Genomic DNA, 17,228 nt, shown 5'->3' on the forward strand with positions numbered 1-17,228 from the left:
CAGATGAAATAATAATGCAGTATATAGAAAATCAAGAATTGGAACGAGAGGATGGAGATTTTAAGATTTCAGAATAAACCTTTAGTCGTCCTTTAGACGAAAACGAAGCTACCGCCTTCGTAGGCGGTAGTAATTCACTTACCTTTGTCTGGAAAAATGGAATAAAAAATTCATGCCCGAGATTATCAAAACAGAAGCAATTGTTCTAAGCAAAATGGATTTCGGAGATTCGAGCAAGATAGCAACATTCTTTACGAAAGATCTTGGAAAAATATCTGCAATTATCAAAGGTGCAAGAACATCAAAATCCAGAATAGGAAAAATAGTTGATGTCCTGAACCATATCCAGATTGTATTGTACACTAAAAGCACAAGAGAAATTCAATTGTTAAGTCAGGCAGATTTGATTTCGAATTACACTAAAATTAAAAGTGATTTAAAAAAATTAAAGTACGCTTCTGCAGTATTAGAACTATTGTATTCATTAACGCCTGCCGGTGAAGTAAATGAAAGGTTGTTTAAAGGAGTTGTAAAAATATTTTCTATGATGGAATCCGGGAAGGAACAACCAGGAATTTTGTTGTTAAAGTTCATTCTTTTCTTGTTAAAAGAAATTGGTTTTGAACTTCAGATTTTCGAATGTTCATTCTGCGAGAAAGAACTTAACAAACCACAAAAAATTAATTTTAACTTTGAAAGAGGGATTATGTGCGAAGACTGCAGCAAAGATCAACTTGTTTCAGTCACAATTTCGCAGGAACTTTTTAATTTGTTTTTATGTCTAAGAAATAAGAATATTCAATCGATATTCGAAGAAAAGCAAATTGAAAATGCCCTGTTCTTTATTGAGAAGTATCTGAAATTTCATATACAAGAGTTTAAGGGAATAAATTCAATTCACTTATTTTAATGAATTTAATCAGGAGGTTTTTGACCGATGAAAAATAAAAATATGTTTGGGGCAATTGCCCTGATTGTTATTGGGATAGTTTTTGGAGCAGTTCTGGTATCCGGATTTGGCTGGGTGCGACCGAGTCTTGCTGATATTACAATTGGAGCAAAGAAACCGCCGGTAACAGATGTTGATGCGAGTGCCTTTAGTAAGGCTTTTATAGAAGTAGCTGAAAAAGTAACACCATCTATTGTAAGAATAAATGTTAAGTCTAAAACCGATAAAAATCCGCACGATGATTTCTTCTTTCCATTTTTTAAAGATATGATACCTAAAGAGCAATTAGGCTCTGGCAGCGGAGTAATAATTACTGAAGACGGATATATTTTAACAAATAATCATGTTGTTGAAGATGCAAGTAAGATTCAGGTGCAATTACTTGATCAGCGTAATCTGGATGCTACTGTTGTTGGTACAGATCCGCAAACAGATTTAGCGGTAATTAAAATAGATGCTTCCGGACTCCCTTCAGCTTATCTTGGTAATTCAGACGATGCAAAAGTTGGACAATGGGTTATGGCAATTGGTAATCCTTATGCTCTTAATTCAACTGTTACTGCTGGAATTATTAGCGCTAAAGGTAGAAATATAGGAATTCTCAAAGGTGTGTCTTCAATTGAAGCCTTCATTCAAACTGATGCTGCCATCAATCCTGGAAATAGCGGTGGAGCATTAGTAGATCTAACAGGTGCGGTAGTTGGAATAAATTCCGCAATTGCAAGTGGTGGAACCGGAAGTTATATCGGATATGGTTTTGCAATTCCAATCAATATTGCTAAAACAGTGGCAAAAGAAATTATTGCTAACGGAAAAGTAAACCGCGGATATATTGGTGTTAATATAACTCCAGTAGATGCAGCATTAGCAAAAGCAGTTGGACTAGATAGAGCCAAAGGAATAATGGTCCAGGGATTATTGGAAAAAGGTTCTGCAGAAAAGGCAGGAATTAAGGAAGGCGATATCATCCTTAAAATCGATGGAAAAGAAGTGAATCAACCAAACGAATTGCAAAGTTATGTTGCTTCTAAAACAGCGGGCACAAGTGTAAATTTAACTCTTTGGAGAGATAATAAAGAGATAGAAAAATCAGTTACACTTAAAGCACGCGATGTTGATGAAAATGTAAAAACTGTAAAAAATAATGAGGTAGAGGGTAACTTTAAAAAAGGTTCTTCAAATACCCTAACATTTGATAGCATTGGTCTAACGGTTAGCGATTTAAGTGAAGCCGATAAAGAAACATATAAAGTTGAAAATGGAATTCTTATAACTGATGTGCAAACGCTTTCCAGGGCTAGCGACCAGGCTTTAGGGCAAGGTCTTGTAATTATATCAGTTGATAAAAAGAAAATTGATTCAGTTGATGAATTTGATAATATTATTAAAAATAAAAAAGGTAAAGCGATTTTATTGAAAGTTGTTGACGCTAAAGGTACCTCAAGGTTAGTAGGTTTAGATTTACCAAAATAGTTTTGTTTCTTGATCTCTAAAAAAAATGACCCCGGTTTTACATCGGGGTTTTTTATGATTCAGCAAAATTAAACCTTCAACTGATTAACACTTTTTTTATATTTAGACTAAGGGTTGAACCAATTGAAATAATGAAGCAGGAAAATCGAATAAAAAATTATTCCTTTCTCCGATTCTTCGCTTTATAGGTTCTCAGGTAAATCAATTTAACGGGAAAATTTATGATCAGATTTTTAACCGCAGGTGAATCACACGGAAAGGCTTTAACAACAATCATTGATGGATTTCCATCCAACCTGGAAATAACAGAAGAGTACATCAATTTCCATCTGAAACGACGACAAGCTGGTTATGGACGCGGATTGCGGATGAAAATTGAAACTGATACAGCAGAAATACTTTCTGGTGTTCGGTTCGAAAAAACCCTGGGCTCGCCAATTTCTTTGCTGATAAGGAACAGCGATTGGGAAAACTGGACCGATAAAATGACATCAAGGAAAAAACAGTCGGAAGTTGAAAAAATTACTATTCCGCGTCCTGGGCATGCAGATTTAGTTGGTGTTACAAAATATAATTTTGATGATATCCGTAATTCGATTGAACGATCGAGTGCAAGAGAAACCGCAGCAAGAGTTGCCGCTTGTTCAATCGCAAGAAAATTTTTAGAGGAATTTGGTATTTCAATTGGCAGTTTTGTAGAAAGCATTGGTGGAATTTATCCTGAAAATAATTTTGCAGAAAAACTTTTTGCAAACGAATTACCAGTAGAATTTAAAGGATGGAATCTTTCAGATCAATCAGATAAAAGTGAAGTTAGAACTCTGGAAAAAGAACAAGAAGAAAAGATTATAGAAAAAATAAAAGAAGCGAAAAAGAAAGGGGATACACTCGGTGGAAATTTTTATGTTGTAGCAACTGGTGTTCCTGTCGGTTTAGGAAGTTTTGTGCATTATGATACTAAACTGGATGCAGAAATTGCACAATCGATTATGAGTATAAATGCAGTTAAAGCCGTTGAGGTTGGGACTGGGTTTAAAGTAGCAGATGCTTTTGGTTCTCAATCTCACGATGAAATTATCCGGAAGGGAGAACTCATATCCAGGAAAACTAATCGTGCAGGTGGAATTGAAGGTGGAGTTTCAACCGGGTTACCAATAATTGTCCGGGCAGCTATGAAGCCAATTGCAACATTAATGACTCCAATTGAAAGTGTTGATCTTTCTACAATGGAACAAATTGTTTCCCGACGGGAAAGAAGTGATTTTGTTGCAGTTCCAGCCTGTGCAGTTATTGCCGAATCGATGCTTGCCTGGTCCATAGCAAAATATTTCCTTGTAAAATTTGGTGGCGATTCGATTGAGGAAACAACAGAAAATTATAATAATTATTGCAGCAATCTTTTTAACAGAGTTTCAAAAAATTTTAGGAAGTAATAGAACCCAAATTTTTATGATTGCAGGAATTCCAAATAGTTATAAAGTTCAGTATTCAACAAAATAATATGATAAAAATCCATCGATTCGTTTTCAATCCATTTGCAGAGAACACATATCTCATTTGGGAAGTTAACTCAAAGCAAACAATAATCATTGATCCGGGATGTTCTAATGCCGATGAAGAAAATGTACTGAAAGAATTTATTCAAGAGAAAAAACTTATTCCTAAATATTTGATAAACACTCATTGCCATATTGATCATATTCTTGGAAATGGATTTATTAAGGATGAGTATGGTGTCGAATTTCTTGCCGGTGAAGAAGATTGTTTCCTTTTGGATTTAATGTTAAAGGAAGCAACAAAGTTTGGGTTAATTATGAAACAATCTCCTATGCCAGAAAAGTATTTGTCCGAAAATTTAATCCTTGAATTGCAGGGAGAAGTGATTAAATTTCTTTTTACTCCGGGTCATTCACCTGGCGAGTATTGCATCTATTTTCCGAGTGGGAATATCTGCATAACTGGAGATGTTTTATTCAAAGAATCAATTGGCAGAACTGATTTGTGGGGAGGTGATTCGGAAAGCTTAATGAATTCTATTCAACAAAAATTATTAGTTTTGCCGGAGAATACAATCATATTTCCCGGGCATGGGGATGAAAGTACAATTGGATATGAGCACAAATATAATCCTTACTTTATATGAGTTTTAGTTTGACATATGAATAAGCATTATATATATTCGTTCAGAAATGTTTTAGAATCTTTAACTAAACAAGTTGAAAAATGAATAATGTAGAAAAAAAGAAATACTCATCCTCAGTTATTATTTGGGCAATTATTCTTGTGATTTATTTTATTCTGTTTGAATTTGTGTTATCTGCCAATAGATATTTGCCAAAACCAACTTTATTATATGATTCGTTAATCTCGCTTCAAAAAGATTATAACCTTGCTTTAAATGTTTTTTACAGTACAAGCGGAATTTATTTATCTCTTCTGGTTGGATATTTACTCCTGCAATTATCTTCAGGTTTAGTTGTTAACCTTTTTAAGAAGTTTCCAAATATCATTCATGCAATTAAATTACTTAAATATTTTCCATTGATTGGAATAATAGCTATTTACTTATATTGGTTTCCAGTTTCCGTTATTTCTGAATTTATATTTTCCATCTCAATTTCATTTTTCTTTTTAACCTACATATTTAAAAAAACAATTCCATCAGCAAAACAAGAATACATTGATGCTGCAATTTCCATAACGGGTAGGAGCAATAAAGTAATAAATGAAATTACCTGGAAGTACTGCCAGCCAGTGATCTTTAATTCAATCCGGAAACTGCATCTTTTTCTCTGGTCAACAATGCTTGTATTCGAATTTGTAAAAGAACATTTTGGGTTAGGATTTTTATTCCGGAATGCAGTTACGTTCAAAGATCAGACAGCGTTAATAACTTTATCAATTATATTGCTGATAATTTTATCTATTGGTGATCTTATAATCAGTTTGATGAAAGAAAAATTTTTTAATTGGGAGAAGTAATTGTCATCAGAAAATAAAGTACTATTAAACGTAAAAAATCTTTCAAAGGATTTTCTTGGATTAGGCGGGAATAAAAATAGAATTCTTGAGGATGTAAGTTTCAATTTACACGAAAAGGAATTTAAAACAATTTTAGCTCCACAAGGCGCTGGTAAAACAATCCTGTTAAGAATAATTGGTGGATTTGAAAGTGCCACAATCGGATCAATCAGTTTTGAACAATCAAAAACAACTAAGCCAAAAGCGATTTTTATTCCTTCTAATCCATCCGCCTTACCCTGGTTAAGCGTAGAAACAAATATAAATTTTACATTGGAATTTGATTCCAAAGATGAATTGACCAAAAAGAAAAAAATAAAGGAAGTGATTGAATTAGTTGGCTTAGCTGGTTATGATAATCATATTCCTGATAATAGAAGTGTTGGTTTCAGATTTCGAATATCGTTGGCAAGAGCTTTAGCCGTAGATCCTCAAATAATATTAATAGATGAACCATTCAATAATTTAGATATAACAACAAAAAAAGAAATTTATTCTTTGATGAGAAAAATTCATTCAGAGTTGAATATTTCATTCCTGTTTGCAACTTCAAATATTTCTGAAGCTATATTTCTTTCAGATTCAATTGTAATTCTTGAAAAAAATCCTGCAAAAATCTTAAAAGAATTGAACGTTAATTTACCTTTAGATCGCGGGATGGAAATTTTTACTGATGAAAGATTTCTAAAATCAAAAAATGAAATTGAACAATTATTTAAGTCAGATCAGAAACAATTGTTCCATACTTTGGTCATTTAATCGTGAACAAGAATAAAACAATGTGTTACAGTGCTGTGGCATTGAATATCTAATTTGTGACCACCTAAAACTTTATTAACAAAAATTCTACATTCGTAATTAATAACTAAATCCATTTTACTATATGAAAAATAAAATAGATGAATTGAAAGAAAAGAAAACTATTGCCAAACTTGGTGGTGGTGAAGATAAAATTAAGGCACAACATTTAAAGGGTAAACTTACGGCAAGAGAAAGAGTTGAGCTTTTAGTTGATGAAGGAAGTTTTGAAGAGGTAGATGTATTTGTTACACATCGCTCTAAAGATTTTGGATTGGATAAACAACAATATCCGGGTGATGGTGTTATAACTGGATTCGCAAAAGTAAATGGCAGATCAATAGCACTTTACAGTCAGGATTTTACCATCTTCGGTGGCTCACTTTCAGAAACTCATGCAGAAAAAATTTGTAAGATTATGGATACGGCATTAAAAGTTGGTATTCCGGTTATTGGCTTAAATGATTCCGGCGGCGCAAGAATCCAGGAGGGAGTTGTAAGTCTTGGTGGCTATGCAAATATTTTTCTTCGCAATACTTTAGCATCCGGTGTAATTCCACAAATCTCGGCAATCTTAGGTCCCTGCGCTGGCGGAGCAGTGTATTCACCAGCAATAACTGATTTTATTTTTATGGTAAAGAATACAAGTCATATGTTTGTAACTGGTCCTAATGTTGTTAAAACTGTAACACATGAAGAAGTAAGTTTTGAAGATTTAGGTGGCGCGGAAACTCATGCATCCAAAAGTGGAGTTGCTCATTTTGCTATGGAAAATGAAATTGAAATCTTTCAGGGAATCAGAAATTTACTTAGTTATTTACCGCAGAATTACCGTGATTCTTCTCCTGAATATAAATTTGATTTGAGTGTTGATTTAATTGAGCCAAAATTAAATGACATGATTCCGGATAATTCTAATAAACCTTATGATATGAAAGATATAATTCATCTTTTAGCAGATAATAATGAATTTTTTGAAGTTCATAAAAATTATGCGGAAAATATAATTGTTGGCTTTGCAAGACTTGGCGGAATGGCAGTTGGAATAGTTGCTAATCAACCAGAAGTTTTGGCTGGTGTATTAGATATTAATGCTTCGGTAAAAGGTGCACGTTTCGTAAGATTTTGTGATGCTTTCAGTATCCCGCTATTAGTTTTGGAAGATGTTCCTGGTTTTTTGCCAGGCACAGAACAGGAATGGAATGGAATTATTCGTCACGGCTCTAAATTACTATTTGCTTTTTGCGAAGCTACTGTTCCGAAAGTTACCGTAATAGTACGGAAAGCTTATGGTGGTGCCTATGATGTAATGAATTCCAAACATATACGTGGCGACTTTAATTTTGCCTGGCCCTCAGCAGAAATTGCTGTGATGGGACCTAAAGGAGCGGTGGAGATAATTTTTAAAAAAGAAATATCTGAGGCAGAAAATAAAACTGAGGCTGTGAACCAGAAATTGTCAGAATATATTGAGAAGTTTGCTAATCCATATATAGCCGCAGAACGCGGTTACCTTGATGATGTAATTATACCATCTGAGACAAAAATTAAGCTTATAAATGCGTTTCAACTTTTAAAAACAAAAGTCGATAATAATCCAAAAAAGAAACATAGCAATATTCCGCTTTAAAATATTTTACAATTGATAATTTGAGTAAAATCAAAGAAATTACGACTATATTTCCCTTGACATTGTACGCTGCGGGGCTTAATTTTATAATAAAATTTATAACAATGGAGTAATAATGAAGAAGATCATTCTACTGATTTTTCTGATAAGCATAACTATTGTTTTTTCTTCTTGCAGCTTGTCAAATGTTGAGAAGGATGATAAACAAACGGCAAATCCGAACGTTAAGGTAAAACCGTCACTCATTGTTTCAGAAATGCTTGAAGAGGCAAGACAAACTTACCTCAACGCATTGTCCAGCCAGGATTCCAATAAAACTGCTTCAGCCATAAATTCTTACGAAGCAGCACTTCATATTATAAATAATTTAAGCTACTACCCAGACATAGACGAGAATGAAGCTTTTACAGAATTAGAAAAATCAATTACAGAAGATTATCAAAAATTTGTTGATAATTTGAGTGAGCTTCCTGATGGTGTTTCAATTGTTGCTTTGGAAGAATGGATGAAGAAAGTCCAACCAGAAATAAAATTGAAACCTGAAGAAATTAAAAAGCCAAAGAATGTAATAATTGTTTCTGATTTTCCATTGGAAGTAAATGAATATGTTGAAAAATACATAGAAATTTATACTGGAAAGTGGCGACGATTTATGGAATTATGGCTTTCACGTTCCGGGAAGTATTTTCCTTTAATGGCAAAGATTTTTCAAGAAGAACAGGTTCCTACCCAATTATTATTTTTAAGTATGGTAGAAAGTGGAGTAAATCCCATAGCACGTTCTCGCGCTAAAGCGGTTGGATTATGGCAATTTATAAAATCAACAGGGAACCTATATGGCTTAAGAACTGATTTCTATTATGATGAACGAAGGGATCCGGAAAAAGCTACTCGTGCTGCAGCACGTCATCTTAAAGATCTGCACAAATCTTTAGGTGATTGGTACTTAGCTCTTGCCGCATACAATGCCGGTGAAGGCAGAGTAAAAAGAGCCATCTATAGAGCAAACTCAAATGATTTTTGGGAAATTCAACAATATCTACCAAGGGAAACCAGAGATTATGTTCCTCAATATATAGCTGTTTCTTTAATTGCAAGCGCTACGGATAAATATAATTTTAATAATGTCCTTTATGAAAAACCAATTGAATTTGAGACCTACCCGGTAACAGATGCGATTGATCTTAAAGCATTAGCCGCTGCAGCAGGTATTTCACTAGAAGAGCTTGAAGATTTAAATCCAGAACTAACTATGCAAAGTACGCCGCCAAATTATGAAGGTGGGTATCAGCTTAAACTTCCTAAAAATACTGCTCAAACATTTGCTGCTAACTTAAAAAATATTCCTGATGATGCTAAAGTTCAATTTACTATACATTATGCCCGGAAGGGAGAAACGATTTCTAAAGTTGCTGCTAAATATGGAATTTCTGCAAATGAATTAGCAAAAGTTAACAACATAACTATTAAGACAAAACTTGTTCGTGGTGTTGCACTTAAAATTCCAGTTTCTGGATTTACTGATATTGATTTTGCTCTTAATACTGATGTTAAACAAGCAACCGAAGAGAAAAGTCCTGAAGCTCCTTATTCTATTCAAAGTCAAACTAAAGAAACTCCAATTGAAATTGCTGATAATTCAAACTCAGGTGATTCTACCACTTCATCTGATGTTGTAATTATACCTGAAAATCTTGCACTCGTAAATTATTCTGTTAAAAGCAAAGATAACCTTACTGCAATAGCAAAATTGTTTAACGTAAGAGTTTCTGACTTAAGAAACTGGAATAATATTTCCTATACCGCATCCATAAGTGTAGGGCAAACTTTAAACATCTATGTTCCAAAAGATAAATCTGAATTTTATGCTAATTTGGATAATCAAACAGCCGCTGAAAAGACAACTTTCAATAACACTTCTTTTAAAAAGAATGCAAGCTGGATAACTCATAAAGTTAGAAAAGGTGAGAATCTTGGAACCATTGCTTCCAAATATGATGTTACAGTTGCGCAGGTTAAATCCTGGAATAAAATACGCAAAAACACAATCGTTGCCGGAAAAAAATTAAGGATTTATAGTGGCATTAACAGTCATCTTAATGCAAATGGTAGCTCTAATTATAAGAAAAGCGGATTAACAAAATATAAAGTACGTAAAGGCGATACGATAGGAGAAATTGCAGAAAGATTTGGCGTTTCTATTGCTCAATTGCAAAATTGGAATAACCTTACAGATAATAAACTAATTGCAGGAAATTCCCTAAAAATTCATGGATCGGAATCTACAGCTTCTCTTGGAGATAATACTTATAAAACTCCTGGCACTTTAAATACATATACCGTAAAACCTGGCGATGCAATTGGATCAATTGCGGATAAGTATGGTGTTTCAATAGCTAATTTGAAAAAATGGAATAAGCTTAACAGCAATAAAATTGTTGCTGGCAAATCCTTAAAGATTTATTCCGATAAGAGTATTGCAACAACTACAAATAATGAAGTTGTGAAAAATGAAAAGGTTACATATGCAAATCCTAAAACCAATAAGGTTGCTAAATCATCTTCAAATTTGCATAAAGTAAAAAAAGGTGAGACATTATATTCGATTGCAGGCAAATATAATGTTGAACTAAAAGATTTGATAAAACATAATCGTATAAAGAATAATAAAATTATGATTGGGCAGGTTCTAAGAATCCAGAATTAAAATGTTTGATACAATTTTTATTTTTGATAGATAAATAAATAGTTCTTTAAATTTTGAAAGCCGCCGTTAGGGGTGTTGTGAAATTATTGCAACTGAGATCATACCCTAAACAACCTGATCTGGATAATGCCAGCGTAGGGAAACGGATAGCAGAATAATTATTTGTTCAAGCCGTTTTTCAGACGGCTTTTTTTATATTGGAGGTAATATGAAACAAGTAATTATTCTTTTTATTATTTCAAATTTATTTCTTTTTGCACAGGAGAAAATAATTGATGGAAAAATTGTTGATGCAGAAAGTCTTTTGCCACTCTCTTCAGCTAACATTTTAATCGAAGGTACTGAAACAGGAACCACCACAAACTCCAACGGGATTTTCCAACTATCCGCATCTTTCAATAATGAGCAAACTCTTAGGATAAGTTATGTGGGTTATCAAACCAGGCAAATAAAAATTTCTGATTATTTAACCAGCCAAGAAAAGATTATTATGCTTGAACAAATGATAATCCCTTCCCAAACAATTTTAGTTACCGGAAGCATCGGAATGCCAGGACTTTCACCAATTGCTTTTGCAAAAATTAAAAGAAAAGATATTGAGAAAGATTATACAGTACAGGATGTTCCCGAATATCTTAGCACTCTTCCATCAACAACATTTTATTCAGAATCCGGTAATAATCTTGGTTACAACTACATAAGTATAAGAGGATTTGATCAGCGAAGAATTTCAGTTTCTGTAAATGGAATTCCTCAGAATGATCCGGAAGATCACAATGTTTACTGGTTGGATTTTCCTGATCTTTTAGCCAGTACAGAACTTATCCAGGTACAGCGGGGTTCCGGTTCGGGTGTGATTGGCTATCCTGCAATCGGTGGTTCCATTAATATTATTACATCTAATTTCAGCGATAAGAAAAGTTTAAATTTATCTTCTTCCATTGGAAGCTATAATACACGGAAATACAGCGCAAGCTATTCAAGCGGATTGGTGGATAATAAATATTCATTCTATGCAAAGCTTTCTAAACTGCTTAGCAGCGGATATAAAAATTCATCCTGGATAGATTTTAATTCCTATCACTTTTCTGCAATAAGATATGATAAAGATTTTGCGACTCAATTAAATTTCTTTGGCGGACCCGTTGCTGATGGTTTAAGTTATACCGGTTTACCGAAATTTACAGTTAAAGATAAAAATCTAAGAAGGCTCAATCTTTCTTATTGGGAAACTGAAGGCGATAAATTCTCGTACACTTTAAAACGTAGACCGGATGAAATTGAAAATTTCTCTCAACCACATTTTGAATTACTGAACGAGTATAACATCAGTGATAATGTTTCTTTTAACTCAGCTTTGTTTCTAATTCTTGGTAACGGCTTTTTTGATTATGATGGATCATGGGCAGATACTTCTTATTTTCGGTTAACAAGTGACAATGGATTTAAACCAAATGGAAATCCTGGTAATGCACTTATCCGTGCGATGGTAGAAAACAGGCAGTACGGATGGATTCCACGTTTAAGCATTAAACATAAAAATGGAGAATTACTTATTGGTTCCGAAATAAGAATTCATCGGTCTTTGCATTGGGGAAGTATTAACTATGCTGAGAATCTGCCAGCAGGAATAACAAAAGAATTCCGGTATTATCAATATAAAGGTGCTGTGGATATATTTAATTTTTTTGTTCATGAAACATTCAATGTAAATAATAATATAAATTTTTTTGGTGAAGCACAACTTGCATATAATAAATACAGGTTGTACGAAGAAAAATATCTTAATAATGATTTTTCTTTAGATAATTTATTTCTTAATCCACGGCTGGGAATAAATTATAAACCAGTTAATGAATTAAACCTGTTTGCCGCTTTCGCAAGAGTTAGCCGGGTACCACGATTAAAAAATTATTACGATGCAGCAGAATCCAGCGGAGGGGAACTACCGCAATTTGGAAAAAATACTGACGGTTCTTACAACTTCAATGATCCTTTGGTTAAACCTGAGAAGATGAATGATTTTGAAATTGGTTCCTCATATTTAACTGAAAAATATTCTTTTGGATTGAATTTATTTTATATGATGTTCAATGATGAAATTGTAAAAAGCGGGCAGATAGACCGGTTCGGGCAACCCGTTACAGGTAATGCAGAAAAAACAATCCATACTGGAATTGAAATCTCTGGCAATTTTAAACTGTTTGATTTCATTGAGCTTGTTTTAAATGGAACCTATAGTAAAAATTATATTAGTAAAGGGGTTACTTTTATAAAAACAAAAATAAATGATGTTAAAACAATTTTGCCGCTGGACATAAGCAAAAATAAAATTGGTGGATTTCCTGATTACTTGCTAAATGGAATTATAAAATTTAATTACAAAGGTATTTATGCTAATGTAGAAGCCAAGTATGTTGGTAAATTCTATTCTGATAATTACGATGAAAACCTGAAATCTTATTTAACATTGTATCCAGATTTTGTTGATTATAGTGATAATGTTGTCGATCCTTATTTCGAAGCAAATCTATTTATCAGTTATGAATTTCAACCAAAATATTTTTTAACTTCGCTTAAAATATTTGGGCAGGTAAATAATCTCTTTAATAACTTATATGCGTCGTATGCAATTGGTAAAGAATTTTTCCCATCTGCGGAACGCAACTTTTTAACTGGTATTCAATTAGGATTATAATGAAGAAATGCATCATCCTGGCAAATGGCAAATCGCCTGATAAAAAGATTATTCGTTTCTTAAAGAAGAAAGGATATAAAACTTTAATTTGTGCTGATGGCGGAGCTAATTCTGCCAGAAGATTAAACTTGATCCCAGATTATATCATTGGCGATTTGGATTCAATCTCGGAGAATAATTTACAATTCTATACAGGCAAATCGGAGATAATTAAAATAAACCGGCAGAATGATACTGATTTAGAAAAATGTTTGAAGTTTGCAATAAGAAAAAAATTTAATGAGTGTTTTCTATTGGGAACAGTTGGCGATAGATTAGATCACTCATTTGCAAACCTTTCAATCGTTCTAAAATATTCTGATAAGATTAAAATAAATCTGATTAGTGAAAGATCATTGCTTACAACCGAGAAGGGAACAGTTGAATTTGCTTCCTTCCCTGGTGAAACTATTTCTCTTTATGCTTTTAATGAAAAAACAGTCATCACTTCTAAAGGATTAAAATATAAGTTAGATAATGATCAATTAGTTTTTGGGAAAAAAGAAAGCACCAGCAATGTTGCCACCGCAGAAAAAATTCACTTAAATATTACTGGTGGAAAAATATTTCTTATTCGTGATATTGAATCGATGAGAAAGCATGATTTCATTTAGTTCTTTAGATTTTGCTGTAATCCTTTTATTCTTTGCTGCAGTAGTGGCAATTGGATTTTTTGCAGGAAGGAAAAAATCGACAAGTGCAGAAGATTACTTGCTATCGGGAAGAAAAGTTGGATTGTTTCTTTTTGTGCTTACAAATGTTGCAACCTGGTATGGTGGAATACTTGGTGTTGGTGAGTTTACGTATAGATATGGATTGTTAAGCTGGTTTACACAAGGATTACCATATTATATTTTTGCAATCATCTTTGCATTATTCTTCGCAAAAAAAATAAGAGAGGCTTCTTTAATAACTATTCCGGATAAACTTGAAAAAGTTTATGGAAAAAAAGTTGCGCTTATCGGTTCAATATTATTATTTGTTTTGGTTTCACCAGCACCATACCTGTTAATGGTTGGTAATTTGCTCTCTCTCATTTTTAATATTGATTTGCTTCCGAGCCTGATTATTAGTTTTATACTTTCAGCAGCATATCTTTATACAGGTGGATTGAGAGCGGATATTTTTACAGACGCTTTCGAGTTCTTTGTAATGTTTGCAGGATTTATTTTAATCGCTGTAATTGCTTTCCTTAACATGGGGGATTTTAATTTCCTTCAGAATAATTTGCCGGTAAATCACCTTAAACTAACGGGCGGTACTTCCTTTACTTATGTAATTGTATGGTTCTTAATTGCTCTCTGGACTTTTACAGATCCGGGGTTTCATCAGAGATGCTATGCGGCAAAGGATGGCAATGTTGCAGTTAAAGGAATTATTATTTCCGTTTTGTTCTGGGCGTTATTTGATTTCCTAACAACAACCACCGGGCTTTATGCCCGCGCTGCAATTCCAAATTTAACACAGCCAGTTTTAGCATTTCCATTGCTTGCAGAAAAATTACTTGGCAGCGGATTAAAAGGAGTTTTTTATGCGGCAATGTTTGCAACGATACTTTCTACCTTAAACAGCTTTTTATTTTTAAGCGCAACAACTTTCAGCAACGATTTCCTTTTCCGGTTTAAAAAAATAAAAGATGAAAAGAAACTAAAATCATTTACAGCAATTGGATTAACTGTTACAGGAGTATTATCGATCATTCTTGCATATATAATTCCATCTGTAATTGAGTTGTGGTATTCGATAGGAACGATTTGCATTCCCGGATTGATTCTTCCGGTTGTTGCAGCCTATTATCCTGCATTAAGAATAAACAAAGGATTAATAATTGTTGAGATAATTTCTGGATTTAGCGCAAGCCTTATATTCCTTTTATTAAAAATGAATTACCCTGAAGTAACATTTTTAAATAATATAGAACCAATGATAATCGGAATACTTTGCGCACTACTGATTCATTTTATTGGGATCATTTTGCGTTATTTTCGTGGTTCGACCCCGCTCACCACGATATAATTTGGCTTTCTGCAACAGCCTGAGCAGGCAAGCCTTAAGGGATTTTATTTGCTTTTTTTATTCATTTTTCTATAAATATTTCATCCCTGCTTGCAGCAGGCAAGCCTATCGGGATGTATATTTCTTAATCCCAGAGGGATGATATAATTGTAGAAATAGAAAGAAAAAATATTGCAAAATGCCGTAGGCATGATATAATAAAAAGTGCTTATTAAACCGAAAAATAAAATAATTAGCAATTAATTAATCAAAAATTAATATTCTTAGGTTGACGCCTATACGTTTTCACTGGAATGACCTTATTAGATTAGACTAATAAATTTTTTATATTAAAATAAAAGCCGGAACTAACCAGCTTTAATACTAACGTAGTTCCGACTTTTAATAACTGGTTATTGTGCGGGTGTATCAGTTTTTGCTTTTCTTCCGGGAGGTTTTTGATAAATTTTAAGCCCGTAATCCTCTACTAATAAATTTTGTTTACCATAAAGTCCATAAAGCTGGGTAGAAATTTTAGAAAACATTTCTTCACACTCAGCAGAAATATTTTCATACTCCTGGTACTTTTGATGAGCGACCGCCTCAGCATCATCATACAATTTACGGGCATTAACAAGTAAAACTGTTTTTGCTTCAATTACCGCAGCAGTAATATTACCCGGAAAATCGGCATCGGTAGAGTGTTTGTTTACTCCTCCGGATAATCTTTCCAATTTTCCTTTGATCTCGTTATAGAGCTTAGAATCCTCGGCAGGCATAATTCCTCCATTAAAAAAGTTAAAAAATAGTTCTAGTAACTTGAATAAAACAGGAAAGCGCTATTCCCAATTACGAAATAACAAAAAATTGAGTTATTAGCAATACATTTAACAAAAAAAATAAAAATTAATTATTTTTAAATAGGAACTTTTAAGAATTAAGTTTTTGTAAAAACCAGATAAACACAATTTCTAATGCTTTAAATTCCGCACACCTTAGGTTAATAATATTTACTTTCTTTATATGGCTTTTTCTGTTTTAAGGGAATAGAAATAAATCCTGATTAAATATTATTACCTATACATAAAATGTATTTACCCGTCAAGTAAACAAGTCTAATAACCACGGAAATAGATTTAGCCAGCGGTTAAGCAGACTAAACAATAAGGAAATAGATTTACCTGGTGAATAAAAAGAATTACCTTCTAAAGAAATACATTTAACTGATGATTAAATAAAATTAATTGATTTGGAAATAGATTTAAACGATAATTAAATAGATTTACTTGCTTATTCCTAGTATTTAATTGTGCAAAAATGAGCCAGAAACGAAGATAATTTGAAATTTAAGCCTGATTTTGATCCGAAACCTGTTGTTACGTCAAACATCAAATGTTATAAGTAAGATGGGGAAATAGATCAATAATTAGGTAACCCATTTAAGCAGGAAACGAGTATTTTAGTATTGGAGAACCGGTGATCCGGTGAAACGGCGATCTCGGATTCCACGATTCTACATTTTTCCAAGGTTGCAATTTTAAGAATATTCATCACTCAAATATTTTTACCATTTTGCGCCTGCCTTTGGCGGCAGACAGGCAAGATTTAAGAACTAATTTGATAACAACGCCTTACGTTTTACATTTGACAAAACGCTAACGAATATTTTGGATTTAACCATTTTATATTAATCCAACACTTTGATTGATATTAAAAGAAAATAAGATTAGTTTAGGCAGGAAAATTAAAATAGTTGTATGGGTGAGCGCGGGATGATAATTAAACACTTCGAAGAAAATATAACTGCAAATCTTTTTAGGGTTACTAATTAATGATTAACCTGATTTCTTTAACACCACAAAAAGCAATTAATAAATCTTTTCTTAAAGTTAAACCTGTACGGGAAGATTTTAACAGG

At 33.1% G+C, this 17,228-nt stretch carries 12 protein-coding genes and 1 riboswitch; of the genes, 11 read left to right on the forward strand and 1 reads right to left on the reverse strand.

The features are described 5' to 3' along the window. The first annotated feature begins 172 nt into the window (after positions 1–172). From recO to NTX22_00060, 11 genes are all read left to right on the forward strand, one after another. Positions 173–910 carry a DNA repair protein RecO gene (gene recO / locus NTX22_00010; protein MCX6148886.1) on the forward strand — a complete coding sequence of 246 codons (738 nt, stop codon included), beginning with the start codon at positions 173–175 and terminating at the stop codon, positions 908–910. Positions 911–937: 27 nt separating this feature from the next. Next, a complete protein-coding gene (locus tag NTX22_00015) occupies positions 938–2,422 on the forward strand; it encodes a Do family serine endopeptidase (GenBank protein MCX6148887.1) in 1,485 nt (494 codons plus the stop codon). A 221-nt stretch (positions 2,423–2,643) separates the two neighbouring features. Beyond that, on the forward strand, positions 2,644–3,855 hold the full coding sequence (gene aroC, locus NTX22_00020; protein ID MCX6148888.1) for a chorismate synthase: 1,212 nt from the start codon (positions 2,644–2,646) through the stop codon (positions 3,853–3,855). 68 nt (positions 3,856–3,923) lie between these two features. After that, on the forward strand, positions 3,924–4,565 hold the full coding sequence (locus tag NTX22_00025; GenBank protein ID MCX6148889.1) for an MBL fold metallo-hydrolase: 642 nt from the start codon (positions 3,924–3,926) through the stop codon (positions 4,563–4,565). A gap of 80 nt (positions 4,566–4,645) precedes the next feature. Further along, positions 4,646–5,404 (forward strand): hypothetical protein, encoded by a 759-nt coding sequence (locus NTX22_00030; protein MCX6148890.1) that lies wholly within the window; start codon positions 4,646–4,648, stop codon positions 5,402–5,404. After that, positions 5,405–6,202 (forward strand): ATP-binding cassette domain-containing protein, encoded by a 798-nt coding sequence (locus tag NTX22_00035; protein ID MCX6148891.1) that lies wholly within the window; start codon positions 5,405–5,407, stop codon positions 6,200–6,202. A gap of 124 nt (positions 6,203–6,326) precedes the next feature. Further along, positions 6,327–7,871: an acyl-CoA carboxylase subunit beta gene (locus NTX22_00040; protein ID MCX6148892.1), complete on the forward strand. Its 1,545-nt coding sequence runs from the start codon at positions 6,327–6,329 to the stop codon at positions 7,869–7,871. A gap of 115 nt (positions 7,872–7,986) precedes the next feature. After that, positions 7,987–10,578, forward strand: coding sequence for a LysM peptidoglycan-binding domain-containing protein (locus NTX22_00045; protein ID MCX6148893.1), 2,592 nt, complete (start codon positions 7,987–7,989; stop codon positions 10,576–10,578). A gap of 58 nt (positions 10,579–10,636) precedes the next feature. Continuing rightward, positions 10,637–10,736, forward strand: a riboswitch (TPP riboswitch). A gap of 50 nt (positions 10,737–10,786) precedes the next feature. Beyond that, on the forward strand, positions 10,787–13,276 hold the full coding sequence (locus NTX22_00050) for a TonB-dependent receptor (GenBank protein ID MCX6148894.1): 2,490 nt from the start codon (positions 10,787–10,789) through the stop codon (positions 13,274–13,276). Beyond that, positions 13,276–13,929 (forward strand): thiamine diphosphokinase, encoded by a 654-nt coding sequence (locus NTX22_00055; GenBank protein ID MCX6148895.1) that lies wholly within the window; start codon positions 13,276–13,278, stop codon positions 13,927–13,929. The genes NTX22_00050 and NTX22_00055 overlap by 1 nt, the downstream gene beginning before the upstream one ends. Then, the gene (locus tag NTX22_00060; protein MCX6148896.1) at positions 13,916–15,331 is read left to right on the forward strand and encodes a sodium:solute symporter family protein; all 1,416 of its coding nucleotides are present in this window, start codon (positions 13,916–13,918) and stop codon (positions 15,329–15,331) included. The genes NTX22_00055 and NTX22_00060 overlap by 14 nt, the downstream gene beginning before the upstream one ends. 392 nt (positions 15,332–15,723) lie before the next feature. Here NTX22_00060 and NTX22_00065 read toward each other — a convergent pair whose 3' ends face one another. Further along, positions 15,724–16,089 (reverse strand): hypothetical protein, encoded by a 366-nt coding sequence (locus NTX22_00065; GenBank protein MCX6148897.1) that lies wholly within the window; start codon positions 16,087–16,089, stop codon positions 15,724–15,726. Positions 16,090–17,228: the final 1,139 nt, after the last annotated feature.

It is taken from the genome of Ignavibacteriales bacterium (assembly GCA_026390815.1).
In the GTDB taxonomy this organism is placed as follows: domain Bacteria; phylum Bacteroidota; class Ignavibacteria; order Ignavibacteriales; family SURF-24; genus JAPLFH01.

Coding starts and splice junctions, on each gene's coding strand:
- NTX22_00030 (MCX6148890.1), top strand. CDS start 4,646: ATGAATAATGTAGAAAAAAAGAAATACTCATCCTCAGTTATTATTTGG.
- NTX22_00065 (MCX6148897.1), bottom strand. CDS start 16,089: ATGCCTGCCGAGGATTCTAAGCTCTATAACGAGATCAAAGGAAAATTG.
- aroC (MCX6148888.1), top strand. CDS start 2,644: ATGATCAGATTTTTAACCGCAGGTGAATCACACGGAAAGGCTTTAACA.
- NTX22_00025 (MCX6148889.1), top strand. CDS start 3,924: ATGATAAAAATCCATCGATTCGTTTTCAATCCATTTGCAGAGAACACA.
- NTX22_00060 (MCX6148896.1), top strand. CDS start 13,916: ATGATTTCATTTAGTTCTTTAGATTTTGCTGTAATCCTTTTATTCTTT.
- NTX22_00045 (MCX6148893.1), top strand. CDS start 7,987: ATGAAGAAGATCATTCTACTGATTTTTCTGATAAGCATAACTATTGTT.
- NTX22_00050 (MCX6148894.1), top strand. CDS start 10,787: ATGAAACAAGTAATTATTCTTTTTATTATTTCAAATTTATTTCTTTTT.
- NTX22_00040 (MCX6148892.1), top strand. CDS start 6,327: ATGAAAAATAAAATAGATGAATTGAAAGAAAAGAAAACTATTGCCAAA.
- NTX22_00055 (MCX6148895.1), top strand. CDS start 13,276: ATGAAGAAATGCATCATCCTGGCAAATGGCAAATCGCCTGATAAAAAG.
- recO (MCX6148886.1), top strand. CDS start 173: ATGCCCGAGATTATCAAAACAGAAGCAATTGTTCTAAGCAAAATGGAT.
- NTX22_00015 (MCX6148887.1), top strand. CDS start 938: ATGAAAAATAAAAATATGTTTGGGGCAATTGCCCTGATTGTTATTGGG.